A 25,443-nucleotide genomic window follows, 5' to 3' on the forward strand; every position below is an offset into this window, starting at 1 on the left:
CCGGGAGCAGAACCCCGGGTGCTTCGATCGAAGACCGGCCCGCATTGCCCGGCACGCTTCTCCGCCACCGTCCCCCCGCCACACGGGCGAGGCGGGACGAAAGACGACAAGTATCGGAGAAGACACTAGTGGAGAACGAGACCCACTACGCCGAGGCCGTGATCGACAACGGCGCGTTCGGCACCCGCACCATCCGCTTCGAGACGGGACGGCTGGCCAGGCAGGCCGCCGGTTCCGCCGTGGCGTACCTGGACGACGACACCATGGTGCTGTCGGCCACCAGCGCTTCCAAGAACCCCAAGGACCAGCTCGACTTCTTCCCCCTCACGGTGGACGTCGAGGAGCGGATGTACGCCGCCGGCAAGATCCCCGGCAGCTTCTTCCGTCGTGAGGGCCGGCCCTCCGAGGACGCCGTCCTCACCTGCCGCCTGATCGACCGCCCGCTGCGCCCGTCCTTCAAGAAGGGCCTGCGCAACGAGATCCAGGTCGTCGCCACGATCATGGCCCTCAACCCCGACCACCTGTACGACGTCGTGGCGATCAACGCCGCCTCCGCGTCGACGCAGCTGGCCGGTCTGCCCTTCTCCGGCCCGATCGGCGGCGTCCGCGTCGCGCTGATCCGCGGTCAGTGGGTGGCCTTCCCGACGCACACCGAGCTCGAGGACGCCGTCTTCGACATGGTCGTCGCGGGCCGCGTCCTGGAGGACGGCGACGTCGCGATCATGATGGTCGAGGCCGAGGCCACCGACAAGACCATCAAGCTGGTCGAGGGCGGCGCCGAGGCGCCCACCGAGGAGGTCGTCGCCGCCGGTCTGGACGCCGCGAAGCCCTTCATCAAGGTGCTGTGCCGCGCCCAGGCCGACCTCGCCGCGAAGGCCGCCAAGCCGACCGGCGAGTTCCCGATCTTCCTGGACTACCAGGACGACGTCCTGGAGGCGCTCACCGGCGCCGTCAAGACCGAGCTCTCCCAGGCGCTCACCATCGCCGGCAAGCAGGAGCGCGAGGCCGAGCTGGACCGCGTCAAGGGCCTCGCCGCCGAGAAGCTCCTGCCCAAGTTCGAGGGCCGCGAGAAGGAGATCTCCGCCGCGTACCGCTCGCTGACCAAGTCCCTGGTCCGTGAGCGCGTCATCAAGGAGAAGAAGCGCATCGACGGCCGCGGTGTCACCGACATCCGCACCCTGGCCGCCGAGGTCGAGGCCATCCCGCGCGTGCACGGCTCCGCCCTGTTCGAGCGTGGCGAGACCCAGATCCTGGGCGTCACCACCCTGAACATGCTCCGCATGGAGCAGCAGCTGGACACCCTCTCCCCGGTGACCCGCAAGCGCTACATGCACAACTACAACTTCCCGCCGTACTCCGTCGGCGAGACCGGCCGCGTCGGCTCCCCGAAGCGCCGCGAGATCGGCCACGGCGCCCTCGCCGAGCGCGCCATCGTGCCGGTGCTGCCGACGCGCGAGGAGTTCCCGTACGCGATCCGTCAGGTGTCCGAGGCCCTCGGCTCCAACGGCTCGACGTCCATGGGTTCGGTCTGCGCCTCCACCATGTCGCTGCTGAACGCCGGTGTGCCGCTGAAGGCCCCCGTCGCCGGTATCGCCATGGGCCTGATCTCGCAGGAGAGCAACGGCGAGACGCACTACGTCGCCCTCACCGACATCCTCGGTGCGGAGGACGCCTTCGGCGACATGGACTTCAAGGTCGCCGGCACCAAGGAGTTCGTGACCGCCCTCCAGCTCGACACCAAGCTGGACGGCATCCCCGCCTCCGTCCTGGCCGCCGCCCTCAAGCAGGCCCGTGACGCCCGCCTCCACATCCTCGACGTGATGATGGAAGCGATCGACACGCCGGACGAGATGTCGCCGAACGCGCCGCGGATCATCACCGTGAAGATCCCCGTCGACAAGATCGGTGAGGTCATCGGCCCCAAGGGCAAGATGATCAACCAGATCCAGGAGGACACGGGCGCCGACATCACGATCGAGGACGACGGCACCATCTACATCGGTGCCGCCCAGGGCTCGCAGGCCGAGGCCGCCCGCGCCACGATCAACGGCATCGCCAACCCGACCATGCCCGAGGTCGGCGAGCGCTACCTGGGCACGGTCGTCAAGACGACCACCTTCGGTGCGTTCGTCTCCCTGCTGCCCGGCAAGGACGGTCTGCTGCACATCTCGCAGATCCGCAAGCTCGCCGGCGGCAAGCGCGTGGAGAACGTCGAGGACGTCCTCGGTGTGGGCCAGAAGGTCCAGGTCGAGATCGCCGAGATCGACTCCCGCGGCAAGCTCTCCCTGATCCCCGTGATCGAGGGCGAGGAAGGCAGCGAAGAGAAGAAGGACGACGCCGACCAGTGACGTCCCGTAGCGCCACGGCGACGGCCCGCACCTCCTCGGAGGCGCGGGCCGTCGCCCGTACCCAAACCCTCATCAAGGGCGAGCACGGCATCGGCACGGTCCGCAGGACCACCCTCCCGGGCGGCCTGCGCATCGTCACCGAGACCCTGCCCTCGGTCCGCTCGGCGACCTTCGGCATCTGGGCCCACGTCGGCTCCCGCGACGAGACCCCGGCCCTGAACGGCGCCACCCACTACCTGGAGCACCTGCTCTTCAAGGGCACACGCAAGCGCAGCGCCCTGGACATCTCCTCCGCGATCGACGCGGTCGGCGGCGAGATGAACGCGTTCACGGCGAAGGAGTACACGTGCTACTACGCGCGCGTGCTCGACACCGACCTGCCGCTCGCCATCGACGTCGTCTGCGACATGCTGACCGGCTCGCTGATCCAGGAGGAGGACGTCGACGTCGAACGCGGCGCCATCCTCGAGGAGATCGCGATGACCGAGGACGACCCGGGCGACTGCGTGCACGACCTGTTCGCGCACACCATGTTCGGCGACAACGCCCTCGGCCGCCCCGTCCTCGGCACGGTCGACACGGTCAACGCGCTCACCGCCGACCGCATCCGCCGTTTCTACAAGAAGCACTACGACCCCACGCACCTGGTGGTCGCGGCGGCGGGCAACGTCGACCACAACAAGGTCGTACGCCAGGTCCGCGCCGCCTTCGAGAAGGCCGGCGCCTTCCGGGACCCGGTGGCCGCGCCCATCGCCCCGCGCGACGGGCGGCGCAGCATCCGGGCCGCCGGCCGCGTCGAGCTGATCGGCCGCAAGACCGAGCAGGCCCACGTCATCCTCGGCATGCCGGGCCTCGCCCGCACCGACGAACGCCGCTGGGCCCTGGGCGTCCTCAACACCGCCCTCGGCGGCGGCATGTCCTCGCGGCTGTTCCAGGAGGTCCGGGAGAAGCGCGGGCTCGCCTACAGCGTGTACTCGTACACGTCGGGCTTCGCCGACTGCGGCCTCTTCGGCGTGTACGCGGGCTGCCGGCCCTCCCAGGTGCACGACGTGCTGAAGATCTGCCGCGACGAGCTCGACCACGTCGCCGAGCACGGCCTGAGCGACGACGAGATCGGCCGCGCCGTCGGCCAGCTCCAGGGCTCCACGGTCCTCGGCCTGGAGGACACGGGCGCGCTGATGAACCGTATCGGCAAGAGCGAACTGTGCTGGGGCGAGCAGATGTCCGTCGACGACATGCTGGCCCGGATAGCCTCGGTCACGCCGGACGACGTCCGCGCCGTCGCCCGTGACGTCCTGGGACAGCGGCCCTCGCTGTCGGTCATCGGCCCGCTGAAGGACAAGCAGGCGTCCCGGCTGCACGACGCCGTCGCCTGACACTCCCGGTCTCTCGGTAAGGAAGCGAACACAACATGAGCAAGCTGCGCGTGGCCGTCCTCGGTGCCAAGGGCCGTATCGGCTCCGAGGCGGTACGGGCGGTCGAGGCCGCCGAGGACATGGAACTGGTCGCCGCCCTCGGCCGGGGCGACAGCCTGGACACGCTGGCCGAGACCGGTGCCCAGGTCGCCGTCGAGCTGACCACCCCCGCCTCGGTGATGGACAACCTCGACTACTGCGTACGCCACGGCATCCACGCCGTCGTCGGTACGACGGGCTGGACCGACGAGCGCCTCGCGCAGCTGAACTCCTGGCTCGACGGCTCCCCGCGGACGGGCGTCCTCATCGCGCCCAACTTCTCCATCGGCGCCGTGCTCACCATGAAGTTCGCGCAGCTCGCCGCCCCGTACTTCGAGTCCGTCGAGGTCGTCGAGCTGCACCACCCGAACAAGGTGGACGCCCCCAGCGGCACCGCCACCCGCACCGCACAGCTGATCGCGCAGGCCCGGCAGAAGGCAGGCTCCGCTCCGGCGCCCGACGCCACTGCCACCGCCCTGGCCGGCGCCCGCGGCGCGGACGTCGACGGCGTCCCGGTCCACGCGATCCGCCTGCGCGGCCTGCTCGCCCACCAGGAGGTCCTGCTGGGCGGCGAGGGCGAGACCCTCACCGTCCGCCACGACTCCCTGCACCACAGCAGCTTCATGCCGGGCATCCTGCTGGGCGCCCGACGGGTGGTCACCACCCCGGGCCTCACCTTCGGCCTGGAACACTTCCTGGACCTGAACTGAGCCCTGAACTGAGCCCGGGACTGAGCCCGGGACCGAGACCCGAACCGAGCCCCTGACCCTCATGCGCGCGAAAATCTCCTACGCCATCACGGCCGCCGTCCTGGTCTTCTACTTCGTCCTGGTCGGCAGCCGCGGTGTGCTGCTCATCGAGACCGGCACCGTCCTCACCGTCACCTTCGGCGTCGCCGTGCTGATCCTGCCGGTGATCGGCCTGTGGTTCCTCTGGAAGAACACCCAGTTCGTCCGCAGGGCCAACCAGCTCGCCGCCCAACTCGACGCCGAGGGCGGACTGCCCGTCGACGAGCTGAAGCGCACCCCCAGCGGCCGCGTCGACCGTTCCTCCGCCGACGAGGTCTTCGCCCTTCGCAAGGCCGAGACGGAGGACGCCCCCGGCGACTGGCGCAGCTGGTTCCGCCTCGCCGTCGCCTACCACGACGCCCGCGACACCCCGCGCGCCCGCAAGGCCATGCAACGGGCGATCGCGCTCCACGACGGCAAGCACGCCGAGGCCGCCTGAGCAGACCGGACGGCATACGCCGGGGCCCGGACCGCAGCTGCGGTCCGGGCCCCGGCGTATGTGTCGGTGCTCAGCCCCGACGCGCAGGCCCCGCATGGCCCGGCAGCGACGGCCGGTACTCGGCGGCCCACGCCTCCACGGCGTCGGCCGCCCGGTTGAAGGAGCCGTCCCGCGCGAGGAAGTCGGAGTTGTGCGTGGTCAGCAGCGGCGCCATGGGCTCCGTGGACCGGCCCTGCCGGACGAGGAGCAGCGCCTGCCCCTGCACCGTGCGGGGCAGTCCGAGCCAGCGCACCGGCTGCTGCACCGTGCGCATGCTGGCGACCTGCTGCCAGGCCACCGTGCGCGTGGTGAAGAAGCTCACCTGACGCACTCCATGCGCGCTCACCCACACGCCCATGCGCAGCATCCGCAGGGCGCACAGGATGGCGACGCCCGCGATGCCGAAGACCACTCCGGCGGAGGACAGCGAGCCCGTCGCCGCGATGATGACCGCCGCGAACAGGACGAAGGAGGCGAGCAGCAGCAACAGTGCCGCCGCCCCCACACGCCACGGCCCCGGCCGGTAGGGCCGACGCCACAGGTCGCGGTCGTCGTACGGCAGCGCGACGTCGTCGGCTGTGTCGAAGGCGCGGTCGGCCGTCAGGAAGGACAGGGGCACGGCTGGTCCTCACTCGTTCCATGGCAAGTGTTGTGCCCGGTGAGGCTACCGACCTGTGTCGGCGGTCACCACCCTCGGGGGTCCGGACGGAGCCGGACCACCGTCCCCGTGAGGCGCCTAGCGTCCTTCGGACGCCTGTGACGGCTGCTTGTGCGGGGAGGGCTGGTCGGCCGACAGGGCGGGCATCCCGATCACCAGGGAGCCTACGAGACCGGCGACGACGGTGAGACCGAGGAGCCAGCGTCCGGCCAACTGGCCGAAGGACGCCCGCTCACGGGGCGGGGGTGCGACATTGCTGCGGAACCTGTCGGCTTCGGCGACGAAGGCGAACGGCACGGGTTCACGCCGGCGGATCATAAAGGCTGCGTCTCCCTTCAGGGACTGGAAAGCAGAGCTGTTACTCATACAGACGAACGAACGCCTCTGCAGGTGCCCTGTTTCACCGATTTCATTGCGGCACGGCACCGAACGCCCCATTCGGCGGGTCCAGGCGGGTCGTAGAGTGGCCTCGCCAAGTGACGAGATGGGAAGGCCCTCCACACCGTGACCGACATCCCCGCCGACGATCCGAAGATCGACTTCCGCAGCGACGTCACCGTCGAGCTGGTCAAGAGCAGCGCGACCGACTCCGACGTGCTCTTCGCCGCCCGCGTCTCCACCGCCGGGGAGCAGTCCCTGGACGAGCTGAAGAAGGACCCGGAGCGCTCCAAGGGTCTGATCAACTACCTCATGCGGGACCGGCACGGCAGCCCGTTCGAGCACAACTCGATGACGTTCTTCATCAGCGCCCCGATCTTCGTCTTCCGCGAGTTCATGCGGCACCGCGTCGGCTGGTCCTACAACGAGGAGTCGGGCCGCTACCGGGAGCTCCAGCCGGTCTTCTACGTGCCCGACACCTCCCGCAAGCTCGTCCAGCAGGGCCGCCCGGGCAAGTACGTCTTCGTCGAGGGCACCCCGGAGCAGTACGAGCTGGTGGGCGGCGCGATGGAGGACTCCTACCGCCAGGCGTACGCGACGTACCAGCAGATGCTCGCCGCCGGCGTCGCCCGCGAGGTGGCCCGTGCGGTGCTCCCCGTCGGCCTGTACTCCTCGATGTACGCGACCTGCAACGCCCGCTCGCTGATGCACTTCCTGGGCCTGCGCACCCAGCACGAGCTGGCGAAGGTGCCCTCCTTCCCGCAGCGGGAGATCGAGATGGTCGGCGAGAAGATGGAAGCCGAGTGGGCCCGCCTCATGCCGCTCACCCACGCCGCCTTCAACACCAACGGACGCGTGGCGCCGTAACGCGCCCGGCGCCCGCCCCGGGCCCGCCCGGGCACAGATGTACGCATCAGCCGTGCGAAGTGTCCGAATTGCGGCGTTTGGAGAAGTTCATCTAGCCTCATCAAAGGGACCCGGCACTGCTTGAACCCCCGAGCAGGCAGTGCCGGGCTCCACATCCGTTCCGACCTGCCGCCTCCCCCGAGGGCAGACCCCGCCCTGAGCAACGAGTAGCGTGTAACCCATGGCTCCGACCTCCACTCCGCAGATCCCCTTCGGGCGGGTCCTCACCGCCATGGTCACGCCCTTCACGGCGGACGGCGCACTCGACCTCGACGGCGCACAGCGGCTCGCCACCCACCTGGTGGACGCAGGCAACGACGGCCTGATCATCAACGGCACCACCGGTGAGTCCCCCACCACCAGCGACGTGGAGAAAGCGGACCTCGTACGAGCCGTCCTGGAGGCCGTCGGCGACCGGGCACACGTCGTCGCCGGAGTCGGCACCAACAACACCCAGCACAGCATCGAACTGGCCCGCGCCGCGGAGCGCGTCGGCGCACACGGCCTGCTGCTCGTCACGCCGTACTACAACAAGCCCCCGCAGGAGGGCCTGTACCAGCACTTCACGGCCATCGCCGACGCCAGCCGGCTCCCGGTCATGCTCTACGACATCCCCGGCCGCAGCGGTGTCCCGATCAACACCGAGACACTGGTCCGCCTCGCGGAGCACCCCCGGATCGTCGCCAACAAGGACGCCAAGGGTGACCTCGGCCGCGCCAGCTGGGCCATCGCGCGCTCCGGCCTCGCCTGGTACTCGGGCGACGACATGCTGAACCTGCCGCTGCTCTCGGTGGGCGCGGTCGGCTTCGTCTCCGTCGTCGGCCACGTCGTCACCCCCGAACTGCGCGCCATGGTGGACGCGCACGTCGCCGGTGACGTACAGAAGGCACTGGAGATCCACCAGAAGCTGCTTCCGGTCTTCACCGGCATGTTCCGCACCCAGGGCGTCATGACCACCAAGGGCGCGCTCGCCCTCCAGGGGCTGCCCGCCGGGCCGCTGCGCGCCCCCATGGTCGGTCTCACGCCCGAGGAAACCGAGCAGCTCAAGATCGATCTTGCCGCCGGCGGGGTACAGCTCTGAGAACAGACTTCGCACCACCGCGTACCACCGCGCACCACCGCAGGACCGGACTTCACAACTGAATAGGCGGGCCACCGGTGCCCGCACCCCATACGACAACTGCTTCTGCACGAACGTCACGCGCGCCACGTGCCCACCGGTACGTGGCGCGTGTGGTGAGGAGAGTCTTTTGAGTCATCCGCATCCCGAACTGGGCCGTCCCCCGGCGCTCGCCAAGGGTGGCCTCCGGGTCACCCCCCTCGGCGGCCTCGGCGAAATCGGCCGCAACATGACGGTCTTCGAATACGGCGGCCGTCTGCTGATCGTCGACTGCGGCGTGCTCTTCCCCGAGGAGGAGCAGCCTGGAATCGACCTGATCCTGCCGGACTTCTCGTCCATCAGGGACCGCCTCGACGACATCGAGGGCATCGTCCTCACGCATGGTCACGAGGACCACATCGGCGGTGTCCCCTTCCTCCTGCGCGAGAAGCCGGACATCCCGCTGATCGGCTCCAAGCTGACCCTCGCCCTCATCGAGGCCAAGCTCCAGGAACACCGCATCCGCCCGTACACCCTCGAGGTGGCGGAGGGGCACCGCGAACGCGTCGGCCCCTTCGACTGCGAGTTCGTCGCGGTCAACCACTCCATCCCGGACGCGCTGGCCGTCGCCATCCGCACCCCCGCGGGCATGGTCGTCCACACCGGCGACTTCAAGATGGACCAGCTTCCGCTGGACGGCCGCCTCACGGACCTGCACGCCTTCGCGCGCCTGAGCGAGGAGGGCATCGACCTCCTCCTCTCCGACTCGACGAATGCCGAGGTCCCGGGCTTCGTCCCGCCCGAGCGGGACATCTCGAACGTCCTGCGCCAGGTCTTCGGCAGTGCCCGCAAGCGGATCATCGTGGCGAGCTTCGCCAGCCACGTCCACCGCATCCAGCAGATCCTGGACGCCGCTCACGAGTACGGCCGCCGGGTCGCCTTCGTCGGCCGCTCCATGGTCCGCAACATGGGCATCGCCCGGGACCTCGGCTACCTCAAGGTCCCGCCGGGCCTCGTCGTGGACGTCAAGACGCTCGACGACCTGCCGGACAGCGAAGTGGTCCTGGTCTGCACGGGTTCCCAGGGCGAACCGATGGCCGCCCTGTCCCGCATGGCCAACCGCGACCACCAGATCCGCATCGTCAACGGCGACACGGTGATCCTGGCCTCGTCCCTCATCCCGGGCAACGAGAACGCGGTGTACCGCGTGATCAACGGCCTGACCCGCTGGGGCGCCAACGTCGTCCACAAGGGCAACGCCAAGGTCCACGTCTCGGGCCACGCCTCGGCCGGCGAGCTGCTGTACTTCTACAACATCTGCCGCCCGAAGAACCTGATGCCGGTCCACGGCGAATGGCGCCACCTGCGCGCCAACGCCGAACTGGGCGCCCTGACCGGCGTCCCGCACGACCGCATCGTCATCGCCGAGGACGGCGTCGTCGTCGACCTCGTCGAGGGCAAGGCGAAGATCTCGGGCAAGGTCCAGGCGGGGTACGTCTACGTCGACGGCCTCTCGGTCGGCGACGTCGGCGAACCGGCCCTCAAGGACCGCAAGATCCTCGGTGACGAGGGCATCATCTCGGTCTTCGTGGTCATCGACTCGTCCACCGGCAAGATCACCGCCGGTCCGCACGTCCAGGCCCGCGGCTCGGGCATCGAGGACTCGGCCTTCGCCGCAGTACTCCCCAAGGTCACGGAAGCACTGGAACGTTCGGCGCAGGACGGGGTGGTCGAACCCCACCAGCTCCAGCAGCTGGTGCGCAGGACCCTCGGCAAGTGGGTCTCGGACACGTACCGGCGCCGACCGATGATCCTGCCTGTCGTCGTGGAGGTCTGACGGACCGTCGGGTTCCCGGCAGCGCCAACCTGGAGCGGGGCGCCTCGATTTGCATCGAGGCGCCCCGCTCCAGTACGTTTACATCTCCGCTCGGACGGGCACCCGACCACTTCGTGGATCGGAGCCGGCCCCGGAGGGCGGGAATTCCGACTCAGAATCTCTGATAAAGTCGGAGTCGCCGGAAAGGGAAACGCGAAAGCGGGAACCTGGAAAGCGCCGAGGAAATCGGGTCGGAAAGATCTGATAGAGTCGGAAACGCAAGACCGAAGGGAAGCGCCCGGAGGAAAGCCCGAGAGGGTGAGTACAAAGGAAGCGTCCGTTCCTTGAGAACTCAACAGCGTGCCAAAAGTCAACGCCAGATATGTTGATACCCCGACCTGATCGGTTCTTCTGATCGGGTTGAGGTTCCTTTGAAGTAACACAACAGCGAGGACGCTGTGAACGGTCGGATTATTCCTCCGACTGTTCCGCTCCCGTGATGTAAAGCATTCACGGAGAGTTTGATCCTGGCTCAGGACGAACGCTGGCGGCGTGCTTAACACATGCAAGTCGAACGATGAACCACTTCGGTGGGGATTAGTGGCGAACGGGTGAGTAACACGTGGGCAATCTGCCCTGCACTCTGGGACAAGCCCTGGAAACGGGGTCTAATACCGGATACTGACCCTCGTAGGCATCTGCGAGGTTCGAAAGCTCCGGCGGTGCAGGATGAGCCCGCGGCCTATCAGCTTGTTGGTGAGGTAATGGCTCACCAAGGCGACGACGGGTAGCCGGCCTGAGAGGGCGACCGGCCACACTGGGACTGAGACACGGCCCAGACTCCTACGGGAGGCAGCAGTGGGGAATATTGCACAATGGGCGAAAGCCTGATGCAGCGACGCCGCGTGAGGGATGACGGCCTTCGGGTTGTAAACCTCTTTCAGCAGGGAAGAAGCGAAAGTGACGGTACCTGCAGAAGAAGCGCCGGCTAACTACGTGCCAGCAGCCGCGGTAATACGTAGGGCGCAAGCGTTGTCCGGAATTATTGGGCGTAAAGAGCTCGTAGGCGGCTTGTCACGTCGGTTGTGAAAGCCCGGGGCTTAACCCCGGGTCTGCAGTCGATACGGGCAGGCTAGAGTTCGGTAGGGGAGATCGGAATTCCTGGTGTAGCGGTGAAATGCGCAGATATCAGGAGGAACACCGGTGGCGAAGGCGGATCTCTGGGCCGATACTGACGCTGAGGAGCGAAAGCGTGGGGAGCGAACAGGATTAGATACCCTGGTAGTCCACGCCGTAAACGGTGGGCACTAGGTGTGGGCAACATTCCACGTTGTCCGTGCCGCAGCTAACGCATTAAGTGCCCCGCCTGGGGAGTACGGCCGCAAGGCTAAAACTCAAAGGAATTGACGGGGGCCCGCACAAGCGGCGGAGCATGTGGCTTAATTCGACGCAACGCGAAGAACCTTACCAAGGCTTGACATACACCGGAAACGTCTGGAGACAGGCGCCCCCTTGTGGTCGGTGTACAGGTGGTGCATGGCTGTCGTCAGCTCGTGTCGTGAGATGTTGGGTTAAGTCCCGCAACGAGCGCAACCCTTGTCCCGTGTTGCCAGCAAGCCCTTCGGGGTGTTGGGGACTCACGGGAGACCGCCGGGGTCAACTCGGAGGAAGGTGGGGACGACGTCAAGTCATCATGCCCCTTATGTCTTGGGCTGCACACGTGCTACAATGGCCGGTACAATGAGCTGCGATACCGCAAGGTGGAGCGAATCTCAAAAAGCCGGTCTCAGTTCGGATTGGGGTCTGCAACTCGACCCCATGAAGTCGGAGTCGCTAGTAATCGCAGATCAGCATTGCTGCGGTGAATACGTTCCCGGGCCTTGTACACACCGCCCGTCACGTCACGAAAGTCGGTAACACCCGAAGCCGGTGGCCCAACCCCTTGTGGGAGGGAGCTGTCGAAGGTGGGACTGGCGATTGGGACGAAGTCGTAACAAGGTAGCCGTACCGGAAGGTGCGGCTGGATCACCTCCTTTCTAAGGAGCAATAGCCGACTGCAGGCAAATGTCCTGCACGGTTGCTCATGGGTGGAACGTTGACTACTCGGCACACTTGACCTGATCTTCTCGTTAGTACTGCTTCGGCGTGGAACACGAGTGGGGGAAGGGCAGGGGTGTCGGGCACGCTGTTGGGTATCTGAGGGAATGATTTTCCTTCAGTTGCCGGCCCCAGTGCACTCGGGTTGTTTCCCGGGGTGATGGGTGGTTGGTCGTTGTTTGAGAACTGCACAGTGGACGCGAGCATCTGTGGCCAAGTTTTTAAGGGCGCACGGTGGATGCCTTGGCACCAGGAACCGATGAAGGACGTGGGAGGCCACGATAGTCCCCGGGGAGTCGTCAACCAGGCTTTGATCCGGGGGTTTCCGAATGGGGAAACCCGGCAGTCGTCATGGGCTGTCACCCGCTGCTGAACACATAGGCAGTGTGGAGGGAACGCGGGGAAGTGAAACATCTCAGTACCCGCAGGAAGAGAAAACAACCGTGATTCCGGGAGTAGTGGCGAGCGAAACCGGATGAGGCCAAACCGTATACGTGTGAGACCCGGCAGGGGTTGCGTGTGCGGGGTTGTGGGATCTCTCTTTCACAGTCTGCCGGCTGTGAGGCGAGTCAGAAACCGTTGATGTAGGCGAAGGACATGCGAAAGGTCCGGCGTAGAGGGTAAGACCCCCGTAGTCGAAACATCAGCGGCTCGTTTGAGAGACACCCAAGTAGCACGGGACCCGAGAAATCCCGTGTGAATCTGGCGGGACCACCCGCTAAGCCTAAATATTCCCTGGTGACCGATAGCGGATAGTACCGTGAGGGAATGGTGAAAAGTACCGCGGGAGCGGAGTGAAATAGTACCTGAAACCGTGTGCCTACAAGCCGTGGGAGCGTCGGACATCAAGCTTGCTTGATGTCTCGTGACTGCGTGCCTTTTGAAGAATGAGCCTGCGAGTTTGCGGTGTGTTGCGAGGTTAACCCGGGTGGGGAAGCCGTAGCGAAAGCGAGTCCTAATAGGGCGTTTGAGTAGCACGCTCAAGACCCGAAGCGGAGTGATCTAGCCATGGGCAGGTTGAAGCGGCTGTAAGAGGTCGTGGAGGACCGAACCCACCAGGGTTGAAAACCTGGGGGATGACCTGTGGTTAGGGGTGAAAGGCCAATCAAACTCCGTGATAGCTGGTTCTCCCCGAAATGCATTTAGGTGCAGCGTCGTGTGTTTCTTGCCGGAGGTAGAGCACTGGATAGGCGATGGGCCCTACCGGGTTACTGACCTTAGCCAAACTCCGAATGCCGGTAAGTGAGAGCGCGGCAGTGAGACTGTGGGGGATAAGCTCCATGGTCGAGAGGGAAACAGCCCAGAGCATCGACTAAGGCCCCTAAGCGTACGCTAAGTGGGAAAGGATGTGGAGTCGCACAGACAACCAGGAGGTTGGCTTAGAAGCAGCCACCCTTGAAAGAGTGCGTAATAGCTCACTGGTCTAGTGATTCCGCGCCGACAATGTAGCGGGGCTCAAGCGTACCGCCGAAGTCGTGTCATTGCAGCAATACGGCCAACGCCGGCTGTGATGGGTAGGGGAGCGTCGTGTGCCGGGTGAAGCAGCCGCGGAAGCGAGTTGTGGACGGTTCACGAGTGAGAATGCAGGCATGAGTAGCGATACAAACGTGAGAAACGTTTGCGCCGATTGACTAAGGGTTCCTGGGTCAAGCTGATCTGCCCAGGGTAAGTCGGGACCTAAGGCGAGGCCGACAGGCGTAGTCGATGGATAACCGGTTGATATTCCGGTACCCGCTGTGAAGCGTCAAACATCGAACCAGGCGATGCTAAGTCCGTGAAGCCGTTCCGGACCCTTCGGGGAAAGGAAAGTGGTGGAGCCGGCGAACCAGACTTGCAGTAGGTGAGTGATGGGGTGACGCAGGAAGGTAGTCCATCCCGGGCGGTGGTTGTCCCGGGGTAAGGGTGTAGCCCGTCATCCAGGTAAATCCGGATGGCATGTGGGTGAGACCTGATGCCGAGCCGATTGTGGTGAAGTGGATGATCCTATGCTGTCGAGAAAAGCCTCTAGCGAGTTTCATGGCGGCCCGTACCCTAAACCGACTCAGGTGGTCAGGTAGAGAATACCGAGGCGTTCGGGTGAACTATGGTTAAGGAACTCGGCAAAATGCCCCCGTAACTTCGGGAGAAGGGGGGCCACACCCGGTGACGAGTTTTACACTCCGAGCTGGGGGTGGCCGCAGAGACCAGCGAGAAGCGACTGTTTACTAAAAACACAGGTCCGTGCGAAGCCGTAAGGCGATGTATACGGACTGACGCCTGCCCGGTGCTGGAACGTTAAGGGGACCGGTTAGTCACATTTCGGTGTGGCGAAGCTGAGAACTTAAGCGCCAGTAAACGGCGGTGGTAACTATAACCATCCTAAGGTAGCGAAATTCCTTGTCGGGTAAGTTCCGACCTGCACGAATGGCGTAACGACTTCTCGACTGTCTCAACCATAGGCCCGGTGAAATTGCACTACGAGTAAAGATGCTCGTTTCGCGCAGCAGGACGGAAAGACCCCGGGACCTTTACTACAGTTTGATATTGGTGTTCGGTTCGGCTTGTGTAGGATAGCTGGGAGACTTTGAAACTCGCACGCCAGTGTGGGTGGAGTCGTCGTTGAAATACCAGTCTGGTCGTGCTGGATGTCTAACCTGGGTCCGTGATCCGGATCAGGGACAGTGTCTGATGGGTAGTTTAACTGGGGCGGTTGCCTCCTAAAGAGTAACGGAGGCGCCCAAAGGTTCCCTCAGCCTGGTTGGCAATCAGGTGTTGAGTGTAAGTGCACAAGGGAGCTTGACTGTGAGACCGACGGGTCGAGCAGGGACGAAAGTCGGGACTAGTGATCCGGCGGTGGCTTGTGGAAGCGCCGTCGCTCAACGGATAAAAGGTACCCCGGGGATAACAGGCTGATCTTCCCCAAGAGTCCATATCGACGGGATGGTTTGGCACCTCGATGTCGGCTCGTCGCATCCTGGGGCTGGAGTCGGTCCCAAGGGTTGGGCTGTTCGCCCATTAAAGCGGTACGCGAGCTGGGTTTAGAACGTCGTGAGACAGTTCGGTCCCTATCCGCTGTGCGCGTAGGAGTCTTGAGAAGGGCTGTCCCTAGTACGAGAGGACCGGGACGGACGAACCTCTGGTGTGCCAGTTGTCCTGCCAAGGGCATGGCTGGTTGGCTACGTTCGGGAGGGATAACCGCTGAAAGCATCTAAGCGGGAAGCCTGCTTCGAGATGAGGACTCCCACCCCCTTTGAGGGGTTAAGGCTCCCAGTAGACGACTGGGTTGATAGGCCGGATCTGGAAGCACCGTGAGGTGTGGAGGTGACCGGTACTAATAGGCCGAGGGCTTGTCCTCAGTTGCTCGCGTCCACTGTGTTGGTTCTGAAACCACGAACAACCCCATGTGCCACACATGGTGCGGTTGAGAGTTTCATAGTGTTTCGGTGGTCATAGCGTAGGGGAAACGCCCGGTTACATTTCGAACCCGGAAGCTAAGCCTTACAGCGCCGATGGTACTGCAGGGGGGACCCTGTGGGAGAGTAGGACGCCGCCGAACAATTCTTACAAGGGCTGGTCCCGGAACTTCGGTTCCGGGACCAGCCCTTTTTTGCTTTCCGTCACTTCAAGTTCACGTTGCGCGCGGACCATCCGTCGTATGGGTACTGCAGCAATGCTCAGGGCCGCCGGCGTAGGCGTCGGCGATGAGGTCGTCGTACCTGCCTTCGGGAACGTGGAAGTCGCCGAGGCCGTGGCCCTCGTCGGCGCGTTGCCGGTGTTCGCCGACATAGATCCGGGGACGTACTGCCTGGCCGCCTCCGAGGTGGAGGCGGCGCTGACGCCCCGTACCGCGGCCATTGTCGCCGTGCACCGGTTCGGGCGGCCGGCGGACATGGGGCCGTTGCACCGCGTCGGACAACGGCACGGGCTGCTCGTCCTGGAGCAGGGCGAGTCCGAGGTGCCGTACGCCGAGATAGCGCAGCGCAGGCAGCGGGCCGCCTATCTCGACGGCAGGTTGCGCGGTGTGCGCACCCCCGACTGGGGTGACGGCCACACCTATCAGCAGTACGTGGTGCGGGTGCCGGGGAACGGGCGGCCGGATCGTGATGCCTTCGCGCGTGCCGTGCGGGCCAGGGGAGTCGAATGCCGGGTGCCGGTGAAGGCGCCCGTGCACCGGATGCCCGGATTTCGGCGATGTGTGTCGTTGCCGGAAACGGAGCGGGCCGTCGACGAGACGCTCGCGCTGCCGGTCGAGGCCGCGTTGACCAAACGGGACATGCAGCGGATCGTGTCCGCCTGCAATTCGCTGGGTGGACTGCTGCAGCCCGCGTTCTGAAGGCAAGTCCGTGGTTGGGAGCACCGGCTTGTTCGGGGTATGATCTATTCCGTTGCCGCGAGGAAAACCTCGAAAAGCGACAGGCCCCTATAGCTCAGTCGGTAGAGCGTCTCCATGGTAAGGAGAAGGTCAACGGTTCGATTCCGTTTGGGGGCTCCGGCACAAAGGCCCCGCCCGATTGGGCGGGGCCTTTCGCATGCCCCGGATCAAGTCCCGCGGTCCGCGCGCTAGTCCGCGTGGGGCTCCGGGACGCGCATCGCGAGGATCGCCATGTCGTCGGACGGGGCGTCGGACGCGAAGCGTTCCACCGCGCGCATGATGCGGGCGGCCACCGCGCCGGCCGTCAGGCCCGTGCAGGTGGTGAGGACGTCGGCGAGTCCGTCGTCGCCCAGCATGCGGGTGCCCTCGCGGCGTTCGGTGACGCCGTCGGTGACACAGAGCAGGACGTCGCCCGGGTCGAGGGTCACCGTCTGCTCGTAGAGCTCCAGGTCCTCGATGACGCCGAGGAGGGGCTGTGGCTCCGCCGCCGGTTCGACCGTGCCGTCCTGGCGCAGGCGGAGCGGGAGCGGATGGCCGGCGCAGACCACCTTCAGCTCCGCGCTGCCGTCCTCCTGCGGGCGCATCTCGCCGTACAGCAGCGTGAGGAAGCGGCTGCGGGCGCCCTCGTCGAGGATGGCCGAGTTGAGGCGCTCCAGGACCGCGGGACCGCTGAGGCCCTCGCGGGCGAGCAGGCGCAGGGCGTGCCTGGCCAGGCCCGTGACGGCCGCCGCGTTGGGGCCGGTGCCGCAGACGTCGCCGATGGCGAAGCCGTAGGCGCCGTCGCTGATGGGGAAGAGGTCGTAGAAGTCACCGCCGACCTCGTTGCCCTCGCCGGCCGCGCGGTAGATGACCTCGACCTCGACGCCGTCGATCAGGGGCAGCTCCGGCGGCAGGAGGCTGCGCTGGAGGGACTGGCTGATGGCCGTGCGCTCCGAGTACAGCCGGGCGTTGTCCAGGGCCAGGGCGGCCCGGCGGGACAGGTCCTCGGCGAGTTCGAGGATCTCCTGGCGGAAGTGGTCGTCGGTGGGCTTGCCGAGGGTGAGCATGCCGATGACGCGGTTGCGCGCGACCAGCGGGAGGACCACCGTCTCGCCGCCGACGGCGGAGGCCGTGGCGAGGGTCGGGCCGATGCCGGTGCTCAGCTGGTAGGTCGGGCCGCCGCTCAGGCCGAGGTCGCGCATGGAGGTGCGCAGCGCCGCCTGGTGGGCCATCTCCGCGGGTGCCGTCCAGACGCGGGCGCCCGGGGTGGGTACTGGGTCGGGCGGGGCGATCTTCGACAGCAGTGACTTGATGCCGTCGATGAGTTCCTCGTCCTCGTGCAGGACGTAGGACAGGTACGGGTCCGAGGCCTGGTCGGCGATGGTGTAGACGGCGCACCAGGTGGCCAGCGTCGGGACGGTCATCTGGGCCATCAGGGCCAGCGTCTGGTCGCGGTCGAGGGTGCCGGCGAGGAGGTCGGAGGCCTCGACGAGGAAGCTGAGGGAGCCGCGGCGCAGCCGCTCCAGTTCGCCCAGGCGCGCCGATTCGACGGCCAGCGCGATGCGGTCCGCGGCGAACTGGAGGCGCAGCGCCTCCTCGTTGGAGTACCGGCCCGCGGACTCGGCCGCGACGCCGAGGGACCCGGTGAGGCGGCCCTCGACCTTGAGGGGGACGGTGACGACCGAGCGCATGCCCGTGCCGTGGAGCAGTGGGACCGCGCCGGGGACGGCCTCGAGGTCGTCGTGGACGGCGGGCATGCGTGCCGAGCCGTAGCGGCCGGGGCCGGCCTCGACAGGGACGCGGGCGAAGCGCTGGCGCGCGGAGGGCAGGCCGGTGGAGGCGCGGACCTCCAGCTCCGTTTCGTCGTCGGTCGCCAGGAGCAGGAAGGCGGCGTCGGCGTCGAGCATGTCGCGGGCGCGTTCGACCGTGCGCTGGAGGAGGCCGTCGAGGTCGTCCGGGGCGGGGGAGCCGATGAACACCTCGAAGGGGTCGGCGCTCTGGCCCTCGGAGGACGAGGAGTCGGAGGCCGACACGCGCAACGGAGTCTGCAGCACCGCCCGTTCGTGGTCCCGGACGAGGAGGCAGACCGTGGAGGGTTCGCCGCCGGCGTCGCGGACGCGGAGGTGGGAGGCGTAGACCGGGGTGACGCGGCCGTTGGCGCCCCTTATGCCGTAGCTGCCCTCCCAGCGGGAGAGCTGGAGTGCCTCGGCGATGCCGGTGCTGGTGCCGGGGGTGTGCGGCCAGGCGGCGATGTCGGTCAGCGGCTTTCCGATGACCTGCTCGGCGGAGTAGCCGAAGAGATCATCGGCGTCCTCGTTCCAGGACGTGACGGCGCCGGTGCGGTCGATCTGGACGACGGCGACGCGGACCCTGCCGTCGGCCAGGGGCAGCAGGGCGGCGGGGAGGGAGGGTCCGGCGCTGCGGGTGCCGACCGCACGCTCGGGCAGATGGAGGTGGAACCAGACGTTCTTCAGCGTGGGCGAGTACTCGACGCCCCAGCGGTCGGCCAGGGCCGCGCAGAGCTGCAGTCCGCGGCCGCCCTCGCGGTCCGGGCTGCCCATGTCGGCGGGGGAGCCCTGGAGGGGGACCTCCCGCTCGGGATAGTGGTCGGCCACCTCGATCCGTACGCCGTCGTCGCTGCGCAGGCACAGGACGTCGGCGGTGGTGCCGGCGTGCACCACGGCGTTGGTCACCAGTTCGCTTGTGAGCACCACGGCGTCGTCGACGATGTCGGCATGGCCCCAGCCCTGAAGCGTGTCGCGGACGAAGGACCGGGCGCTCGCCACGGATCGTCCGACGGGCTCGAAGCTGGCGGCCGCGCGCGCGGTGATCACAGAACTCCTCGACCCTCTCTCCCCGGGCACGGCCTCATGGCCGACCGGCTCGCGCCGCTGCTGCGGCAGTCCACCCGTCGGCCCGGGATCCGGGGGCTGCTCCCCCGGGATCAGTCCGGTGGTCATTCCGGCCGCCCCTCCGATGCCCGCTCGTCTCCGTGCCGCTGCCCAGACCGGACGGACCGGCTTGGCTGGACAGCCGCATGCAAGGTTACTTACCTTCGCCGTCCATGCGGATGCCGGTCTGCAGTGTTTCCGCCCAGAGGGTGTGCGGACGATGTGCGAAGCTGCCGAACTGTTATGGCCTGGTTCGGCCGGGGTGAAACACTGGGCAGGCTTCTTATGAAGGTCCGGGCAGGTGAATGCGCACCCAGTGCGGTGGGCAGCAGCCCTGGAAGCGGTCCGGTGAGCCGGGCCGGACCGCCCGGCAGCACAGGAAGTACGCGGCAGCAGCCGGTCCGCCGAGCGGTGGCGGCCGGGCACAGCAGTATCGGTCGACCCCTGCGGGAGGGACACAGTGGAGTCTGGCGCAGCGACGCGGGCCACGAAGACGCGCGCGAAAGGCGGACAGTCCCTGAGTAACCAGGGCAAATCGCGGGGCGGCAGTACGACGGTGGACACGGCCGCGCTGAATCGGCTGCTCGCGGCTCTCGTGTCGATGCGGGAGGGGAACTTCCGCAGGCGGCTCACGGTGTCCGGCGACGGCGTGATGTCGGAGATCGCGGCGGTCTTCAACGAGGTGGCCGACCGCAATCTCCACCTCACGGGTGAGCTGGCGCGGGTGCGGCGCACGGTCGGGCGTGAGGGAAAGCTCACGGAACGGCTGGAGACGGGGGCCTGCGAGGGCTCCTGGGCGACCGCGATCGACAACTCGAACGCGCTGGTGGACGACCTCGTACGGCCCGTCTCCGAGGTCAGCCGGGTGCTGTCGGCGGTGGCGGACGGTGATCTGTCGCCCCGCATGGAGCTGCGGACGCAGAGTGACGAGGGCGCCGGGCAGCCGCTGCGCGGGGAGTTCCTGAAGGTCGGCCGGACCGTGAACAACCTGGTCGACCAGTTGTCGACGTTCACGGACGAGGTCACGCGCGTGGCCAGCGAGGTCGGGACCGAGGGCAAGCTGGGCGGTCAGGCCCGGGTGCGCGGTATGTCCGGTTCGTGGAAGGACCTGACGGACTCCGTCAACACGATGGCGTACCGGCTCACCGCTCAGGTGCGGGACATCGCGCTGGTGACGACGGCGGTGGCCAAGGGTGATCTGTCCCGGAAGGTCACGGTTCACGTGGCCGGCGAGATGCTGGAGCTGAAGAACACCGTCAACACGATGGTGGACCAGCTCTCGGCGTTCTCGTCAGAGGTGACGCGGGTCGCCCGGGAGGTGGGCACCGAGGGTGCCCTGGGCGGGCAGGCGCAGGTGCCGGGCGTGGCCGGGGTGTGGAAGGAGCTGACCGACTCCGTCAACACCATGGCCGGGAACCTGACGGCCCAGGTGCGCGAGATCTCCCACGTGACGACGGCGGTCGCCAACGGCGACCTGTCGAAGAAGGTGACGGTCCCGGCCCGCGGCGAGGTCGCGCAGCTCGCCGAGACGATCAACCAGATGACCGAGACGCTGCGGATCTTCGCGGACGAGGTCACGCGCGTGGCCAACGAGACCGGCGGCGAGGGGCAGCTCGGCGGGCAGGCGAACGTGCCGGGTGCGGCCGGCATCTGGAAGGACCTGACGGACTCCGTCAACACCGTCTTCCGGAACCTGACCACCCAGGTGCGCGACATCGCCGCGGTGACGACGGCCGTGGCCAGCGGCGACCTGTCGCAGAAGGTCACCGTCGACGTCGCCGGCGAGATGCTGGAGCTGAAGAACACCGTCAACACGATGGTGGACCAGCTGTCCTCCTTCGGCGCCGAGGTCACGCGGGTGGCCCGGGAGGTCGGCGTCGAGGGTGAGCTGGGCGGCCAGGCGCAGGTGCCCGGGGCGGCGGGTACGTGGAAGGACCTGACGGACTCCGTCAACACGGCGTTCCGCAACCTCACCGGTCAGGTGAGGAACATCGCCCAGGTGACGACGGCGGTGGCCAACGGCGACCTGTCGCAGAAGGTCACCGTGGACGTGTCCGGCGAGATGCTCCAGCTGAAGAACACCGTGAACACGATGGTGGACCAGCTCTCCAGCTTCGCCGACCAGGTCACGCGGATGGCCCGGGACGTGGGTACGGAGGGCCGCCTGGGCGGTCAGGCCCGGGTCGACGGCGTGTCGGGCACCTGGAAGGAGCTGACGGACTCCGTCAACTCCATGGCCGGCAATCTGACCTCCCAGGTGCGCAACATCGCCCAGGTGACGACGGCCGTGGCGCGCGGCGACCTGTCGCAGAAGATCGACGTCGACGCGCGTGGCGAGATCCTGGAGCTGAAGAACACCATCAACACGATGGTCGACCAGCTGTCCTCCTTCGCCGAGCAGGTCACCCGGGTCGCCCGCGAGGTGGGCACGGAGGGCCGCCTCGGCGGTCAGGCGCAGGTGCCCGGGGTGGCGGGTGTGTGGCGCGACCTCACCGACTCCGTGAACGGCATGGCCGGCAATCTCACTGCGCAGGTGCGCAACATCGCGCAGGTCGCGACGGCGGTGGCCCGCGGTGACCTGTCGCAGAAGATCACCGTGGACGCGCGCGGGGAGATCCTCGAGCTGAAGAACACGCTGAACACGATGGTGGACCAGCTGTCGTCGTTCGCCCAGGAGGTCACGCGCGTCGCCCGCGAGGTGGGCACCGAGGGCATCCTCGGCGGCCAGGCGGAGGTGCAGGGCGTCTCCGGCACCTGGAAGGACCTCACGCAGTCCGTGAACGGCATGGCCAACAATTTGACCATGCAGGTGCGCAACATCGCCGAGGTCACCACCGCCGTGGCCAAGGGCGACCTGTCGAAGAAGATCACCGTCGACGCCAAGGGCGAGATCCTCGAGCTGGTCACCACCGTCAACACGATGGTGGACCAGCTGTCGTCGTTCGCGGAGCAGGTCACGCGGATGGCCCGTGAGGTGGGTACGGAGGGCATCCTCGGCGGCCAGGCGCACGTGCCGGGCGTCGTGGGCATCTGGAAGGACCTCAGCGACAACGTCAACCTGATGGCGAAGAACCTCACCGTCCAGGTGCGCAACATCTCCCAGGTGGCCGCGGCCGTCGCCAACGGCGACCTGACGCGGACGGTGACGATCGAGGCGCGCGGTGAGGTGGCGCAGCTCGCCGACACGTTCAACACCATGGTGAAGACGCTGAGTTCGTTCGCGGACCAGGTCACCAAGGTGGCCCGCGAGGTGGGCACCGACGGCATCCTCGGCGGTCAGGCGCACGTGCCGGGTGTGTCCGGCACGTGGAAGGACCTCACCGAGTCGGTGAACCAGATGGCGTCCAACCTGACCGGTCAGGTGCGCAACATCGCCATGGTCACCACGGCGATCGCCAAGGGCGACCTGACCAAGAAGATCGACATCGACGCGCGCGGCGAGATCCTGGAGCTGAAGACGACCATCAACACGATGGTCGACCAGCTGTCCTCGTTCGCCGAGGAGGTCACCCGCGTGGCCCGTGAGGTGGGCACGGAGGGCCAGCTCGGCGGTCAGGCGCGCGTGCGGGACGTCGACGGCACCTGGCGGGACCTGACCGAGTCCGTGAACGAGATGGCCGGGAATCTCACCCGGCAGGTGCGTGCCATCGCGCGCGTGGCGACCGCGGTGACGCGCGGCGACCTGAACCTCAAGATCGACGTGGACGCCTCCGGTGAGATCTCCGAGCTTCAGGACTACATCAACAAGATGATCGCCAACCTGCGCGACACCACGATCGCCAACAAGGAGCAGGACTGGCTCAAGGGCAATCTGGCCCGGATCTCCGGGCTGATGCAGGGCCGCCGGGACCTCCAGGACGTGGCCTCGCTGATCATGAGCGAACTGACGCCCGTGGTCTCCGCGCAGCACGGCGCGTTCTTCCTCGCGATGCCCCTGGTCGACGGCCAGGACCAGGCGGGAGCCGAGGAGGAGGCCTACGAGCTGCGCATGCTCGGGTCGTACGGCTACTCGATGGGTTCCATGCCCACCTCGTTCAGGCCGGGGGAGGCGCTGGTCGGCACGGCCGCCCAGGAGAAGCGCACGATCCTCGTGGAGAACGCGCCCAGCGGCTACCTGAAGATCTCCTCCGGGCTCGGTGAGGCCCCGCCCGCCCAGGTGATCGTCCTGCCCGTGCTGTTCGAGGGGCAGGTGCTCGGCGTCATCGAGCTGGCGTCCTTCACGCCGTTCACGCACATCCAGAAGGACTTCCTCAACCAGATCGCCGAGATGATCGCGACCAGCGTCAACACCATCTCCGTCAACACCAAGACGGAGGTGCTGCTGAGCCAGTCGCAGGAGCTGACCGAGCAACTGCGGGAGCGGTCGGAGGAGTTGGAGCAGCGGCAGAAGGCGCTCCAGTCCTCCAACGCCGAACTGGAGGAGAAGGCCGAGCTGCTGGCGCAGCAGAACCGCGACATCGAGGTGAAGAACACCGAGATCGAGGAGGCGCGGCAGGTCCTGGAGGAGCGGGCCGAGCAGCTCGCGGTCTCCATGCGCTACAAGAGCGAGTTCCTGGCCAACATGTCGCACGAGCTGCGTACGCCGCTCAACTCGCTGCTGATCCTGGCCAAGCTGCTCGCCGACAACGCCGACGCGAACCTGACCCCGAAGCAGGTCGAGTTCGCCGAGACGATCCACGGCGCCGGGTCCGACCTGCTCCAGCTCATCAACGACATCCTCGACCTGTCCAAGGTGGACGCGGGCAAGATGGACGTCTCCCCGACGCGCATCGCGCTCGTCCAGCTCGTCGACTACGTGGAGGCCACGTTCCGGCCGCTGACCGCGGAGAAGGGCCTGGACCTGTCGGTGCGGGTGTCGCCCGAGCTGCCGGCCACGCTGCACACCGACGAGCAGCGGCTCCTCCAGGTGCTGCGCAACCTGCTGTCCAACGCGGTGAAGTTCACCGACTCGGGCGCCGTCGAGCTGGTCATCCGGCCGGCCCGGGACGACGTTCCGCAAAGGATCCGGGAGCAGTTGCTGGAGGCCGGTTCGATGAACGACCCGGACACCGAGCTGATCGCGTTCTCCGTGAGCGACACCGGCATCGGGATCGCGGCCAGCAAGATGCAGGTGATCTTCGAGGCGTTCAAGCAGGCCGACGGCACCACCAGCCGCAAGTACGGCGGTACGGGCCTGGGGCTGTCCATCTCGCGGGAGATCGCGCAGCTGCTGGGCGGCGAGATCCACGCGCAGAGCGAGCCGGGCCGCGGCTCGACGTTCACGCTCTACCTGCCGCTGCGCCCCAGCGAGCTGCCCCCGCACGGGTACCAGCAGGCCCTGACCTCCGTGGCGGCCGGTGAGCTGCCGGCGCCCTCGGGTGCCGCGGCGGAGCTGCCGGGCGGGGAGATCGCGACGCCGGCCGAGGTGAAGTCGTACCAGGACTCGCAGAGCGGCGCGGCGGCGCTGTTCCGGCGTCGTCGCAAGTCGGTGGCCGAGACCGAGGACCGGTCCGCGGCCCAGGAGCGGCAGCCGGGCGCCGACCAGGAGCCGGCGCCGCACTCGAGCCGGGGGATCCGGTTCGACGGGCAGAAGGTACTGATCGTCGACGACGACATCCGCAACGTCTTCGCGCTGACCAGCGTCCTGGAGCAGCACGGCCTGTCCGTGCTGTACGCCGAGAACGGGCGCGAGGGGATCGAGGTCCTGGAGCAGCACGAGGACGTGGCGGTCGTCCTGATGGACATCATGATGCCCGAGATGGACGGCTACGCGACGACCACGGCGATCCGTCGGATGCCCCAGTTCGCCGGCCTGCCGATCATCGCGCTGACCGCGAAGGCGATGAAGGGTGACCGGGAGAAGGCGATCGAGTCGGGCGCGTCCGACTACGTGACGAAGCCGGTCGACCCGGACCACCTGCTGACGGTGATGCAGCAGTGGATGCGCGAGGAGTGAGCGCCGGGAGCCGACGGGAAGCGGACGGTACGCCCGGACGTCGTGCCCGTAGTACGTTCGGGCACGGTCCGCGTGTATCTACGGGCACCTCCCGTGCGGCTCGCTGCGGCAGTGTGCGAACGTGGGGTGTGCGTAAACGGCGGGAACCTTCGGGGTCCACGCACGGTCGCTGACCGAGCGTGCCCGAAGCCGTGTAGAAGTACGGGATTCGGGGAACCTTCTGGTCTCCCGCCACGTTTCTGCTACGTGCACAGTGACATCGCGG

Annotated in this window: 12 protein-coding genes, 1 tRNA gene and 3 rRNA genes; 13 read left to right on the top strand and 3 right to left on the bottom strand. The window is 67.0% G+C overall.

Going from position 1 to position 25,443, the window contains the following annotated elements; translation table 11 throughout:
* Nucleotides 1–128: 128 nt before the first annotated feature.
* From ACGH7X_RS28455 to ACGH7X_RS28470, 4 genes are all read left to right on the top strand, one after another.
* The gene (locus ACGH7X_RS28455; RefSeq protein ID WP_399889863.1) at nucleotides 129–2,348 is read left to right on the top strand and encodes a polyribonucleotide nucleotidyltransferase; all 2,220 of its coding nucleotides are present in this window, start codon (nucleotides 129–131) and stop codon (nucleotides 2,346–2,348) included.
* Complete coding sequence (locus ACGH7X_RS28460; protein WP_399889865.1) at nucleotides 2,345–3,724, top strand: M16 family metallopeptidase; 1,380 nt, start codon at nucleotides 2,345–2,347, stop codon at nucleotides 3,722–3,724. The genes ACGH7X_RS28455 and ACGH7X_RS28460 overlap by 4 nt, the downstream gene beginning before the upstream one ends.
* Nucleotides 3,725–3,759: 35 nt before the next feature.
* Nucleotides 3,760–4,512, top strand: a complete 753-nt coding sequence (gene dapB / locus ACGH7X_RS28465; RefSeq protein ID WP_399889868.1) for a 4-hydroxy-tetrahydrodipicolinate reductase — start codon at nucleotides 3,760–3,762, stop codon at nucleotides 4,510–4,512.
* 61 nt (nucleotides 4,513–4,573) lie between these two features.
* On the top strand, nucleotides 4,574–5,029 hold the full coding sequence (locus tag ACGH7X_RS28470) for a hypothetical protein (protein WP_399889871.1): 456 nt from the start codon (nucleotides 4,574–4,576) through the stop codon (nucleotides 5,027–5,029).
* Between the two features lie 70 nt (nucleotides 5,030–5,099).
* On the opposite strand, the gene ACGH7X_RS28475 is transcribed toward ACGH7X_RS28470, so the two are convergent.
* Nucleotides 5,100–5,687, bottom strand: a complete 588-nt coding sequence (locus ACGH7X_RS28475; protein WP_399889874.1) for a hypothetical protein — start codon at nucleotides 5,685–5,687, stop codon at nucleotides 5,100–5,102.
* A 117-nt stretch (nucleotides 5,688–5,804) separates the two neighbouring features.
* Nucleotides 5,805–6,044: a hypothetical protein gene (locus tag ACGH7X_RS28480; RefSeq protein WP_399889877.1), complete on the bottom strand. Its 240-nt coding sequence runs from the start codon at nucleotides 6,042–6,044 to the stop codon at nucleotides 5,805–5,807.
* 186 nt (nucleotides 6,045–6,230) lie between these two features.
* Here ACGH7X_RS28480 and thyX point away from each other — a divergent pair, with 186 nt between their 5' ends.
* The 8 genes from thyX (at nucleotide 6,231) to ACGH7X_RS28520 (ending at nucleotide 16,490) form a co-directional block, all read left to right on the top strand.
* Nucleotides 6,231–6,971, top strand: a complete 741-nt coding sequence (gene thyX / locus ACGH7X_RS28485; RefSeq protein ID WP_399889880.1) for an FAD-dependent thymidylate synthase — start codon at nucleotides 6,231–6,233, stop codon at nucleotides 6,969–6,971.
* Between the two features lie 220 nt (nucleotides 6,972–7,191).
* Nucleotides 7,192–8,091 carry a 4-hydroxy-tetrahydrodipicolinate synthase gene (gene dapA, locus ACGH7X_RS28490; RefSeq protein ID WP_399889883.1) on the top strand — a complete coding sequence of 300 codons (900 nt, stop codon included), beginning with the start codon at nucleotides 7,192–7,194 and terminating at the stop codon, nucleotides 8,089–8,091.
* 169 nt (nucleotides 8,092–8,260) lie between these two features.
* Nucleotides 8,261–9,946: a ribonuclease J gene (locus ACGH7X_RS28495; RefSeq protein ID WP_399889886.1), complete on the top strand. Its 1,686-nt coding sequence runs from the start codon at nucleotides 8,261–8,263 to the stop codon at nucleotides 9,944–9,946.
* A 488-nt stretch (nucleotides 9,947–10,434) separates the two neighbouring features.
* Nucleotides 10,435–11,961, top strand: a 16S ribosomal RNA gene (locus ACGH7X_RS28500).
* 272 nt (nucleotides 11,962–12,233) lie between these two features.
* Nucleotides 12,234–15,356 (top strand): 23S ribosomal RNA (locus ACGH7X_RS28505).
* A gap of 84 nt (nucleotides 15,357–15,440) precedes the next feature.
* Nucleotides 15,441–15,557 (top strand): 5S ribosomal RNA (gene rrf, locus ACGH7X_RS28510).
* Together the 16S, 23S and 5S rRNA genes form the textbook arrangement of a ribosomal RNA operon.
* Nucleotides 15,558–15,671: 114 nt before the next feature.
* The gene (locus ACGH7X_RS28515; RefSeq protein WP_399897410.1) at nucleotides 15,672–16,334 is read left to right on the top strand and encodes a DegT/DnrJ/EryC1/StrS family aminotransferase; all 663 of its coding nucleotides are present in this window, start codon (nucleotides 15,672–15,674) and stop codon (nucleotides 16,332–16,334) included.
* Between the two features lie 83 nt (nucleotides 16,335–16,417).
* Nucleotides 16,418–16,490, top strand: a tRNA-Thr gene (locus tag ACGH7X_RS28520).
* A gap of 71 nt (nucleotides 16,491–16,561) precedes the next feature.
* Here the strand turns inward: ACGH7X_RS28520 and ACGH7X_RS28525 are convergent.
* The gene (locus ACGH7X_RS28525) at nucleotides 16,562–19,312 is read right to left on the bottom strand and encodes a SpoIIE family protein phosphatase (RefSeq protein ID WP_399889889.1); all 2,751 of its coding nucleotides are present in this window, start codon (nucleotides 19,310–19,312) and stop codon (nucleotides 16,562–16,564) included.
* 391 nt (nucleotides 19,313–19,703) lie between these two features.
* Here ACGH7X_RS28525 and ACGH7X_RS28530 point away from each other — a divergent pair, with 391 nt between their 5' ends.
* The gene (locus tag ACGH7X_RS28530) at nucleotides 19,704–25,178 is read left to right on the top strand and encodes a HAMP domain-containing protein (RefSeq protein ID WP_399889893.1); all 5,475 of its coding nucleotides are present in this window, start codon (nucleotides 19,704–19,706) and stop codon (nucleotides 25,176–25,178) included.
* Nucleotides 25,179–25,443 lie beyond the last annotated feature (265 nt).

It is taken from the genome of Streptomyces sp. BBFR51 (genome assembly GCF_044591655.1).
GTDB lineage: Bacteria > Actinomycetota > Actinomycetes > Streptomycetales > Streptomycetaceae > Streptomyces.

What these genes read in the sequence shown, in the direction of transcription:
- dapB (WP_399889868.1), top strand. Translation starts at nt 3,760, where the DNA reads ATGAGCAAGCTGCGCGTGGCCGTCCTCGGTGCCAAGGGCCGTATCGGC.
- ACGH7X_RS28470 (WP_399889871.1), top strand. Translation starts at nt 4,574, where the DNA reads ATGCGCGCGAAAATCTCCTACGCCATCACGGCCGCCGTCCTGGTCTTC.
- ACGH7X_RS28480 (WP_399889877.1), bottom strand. Translation starts at nt 6,044, where the DNA reads ATGATCCGCCGGCGTGAACCCGTGCCGTTCGCCTTCGTCGCCGAAGCC.
- dapA (WP_399889883.1), top strand. Translation starts at nt 7,192, where the DNA reads ATGGCTCCGACCTCCACTCCGCAGATCCCCTTCGGGCGGGTCCTCACC.
- ACGH7X_RS28515 (WP_399897410.1), top strand. Translation starts at nt 15,672, where the DNA reads ATGCTCAGGGCCGCCGGCGTAGGCGTCGGCGATGAGGTCGTCGTACCT.
- ACGH7X_RS28525 (WP_399889889.1), bottom strand. Translation starts at nt 19,312, where the DNA reads ATGACCACCGGACTGATCCCGGGGGAGCAGCCCCCGGATCCCGGGCCG.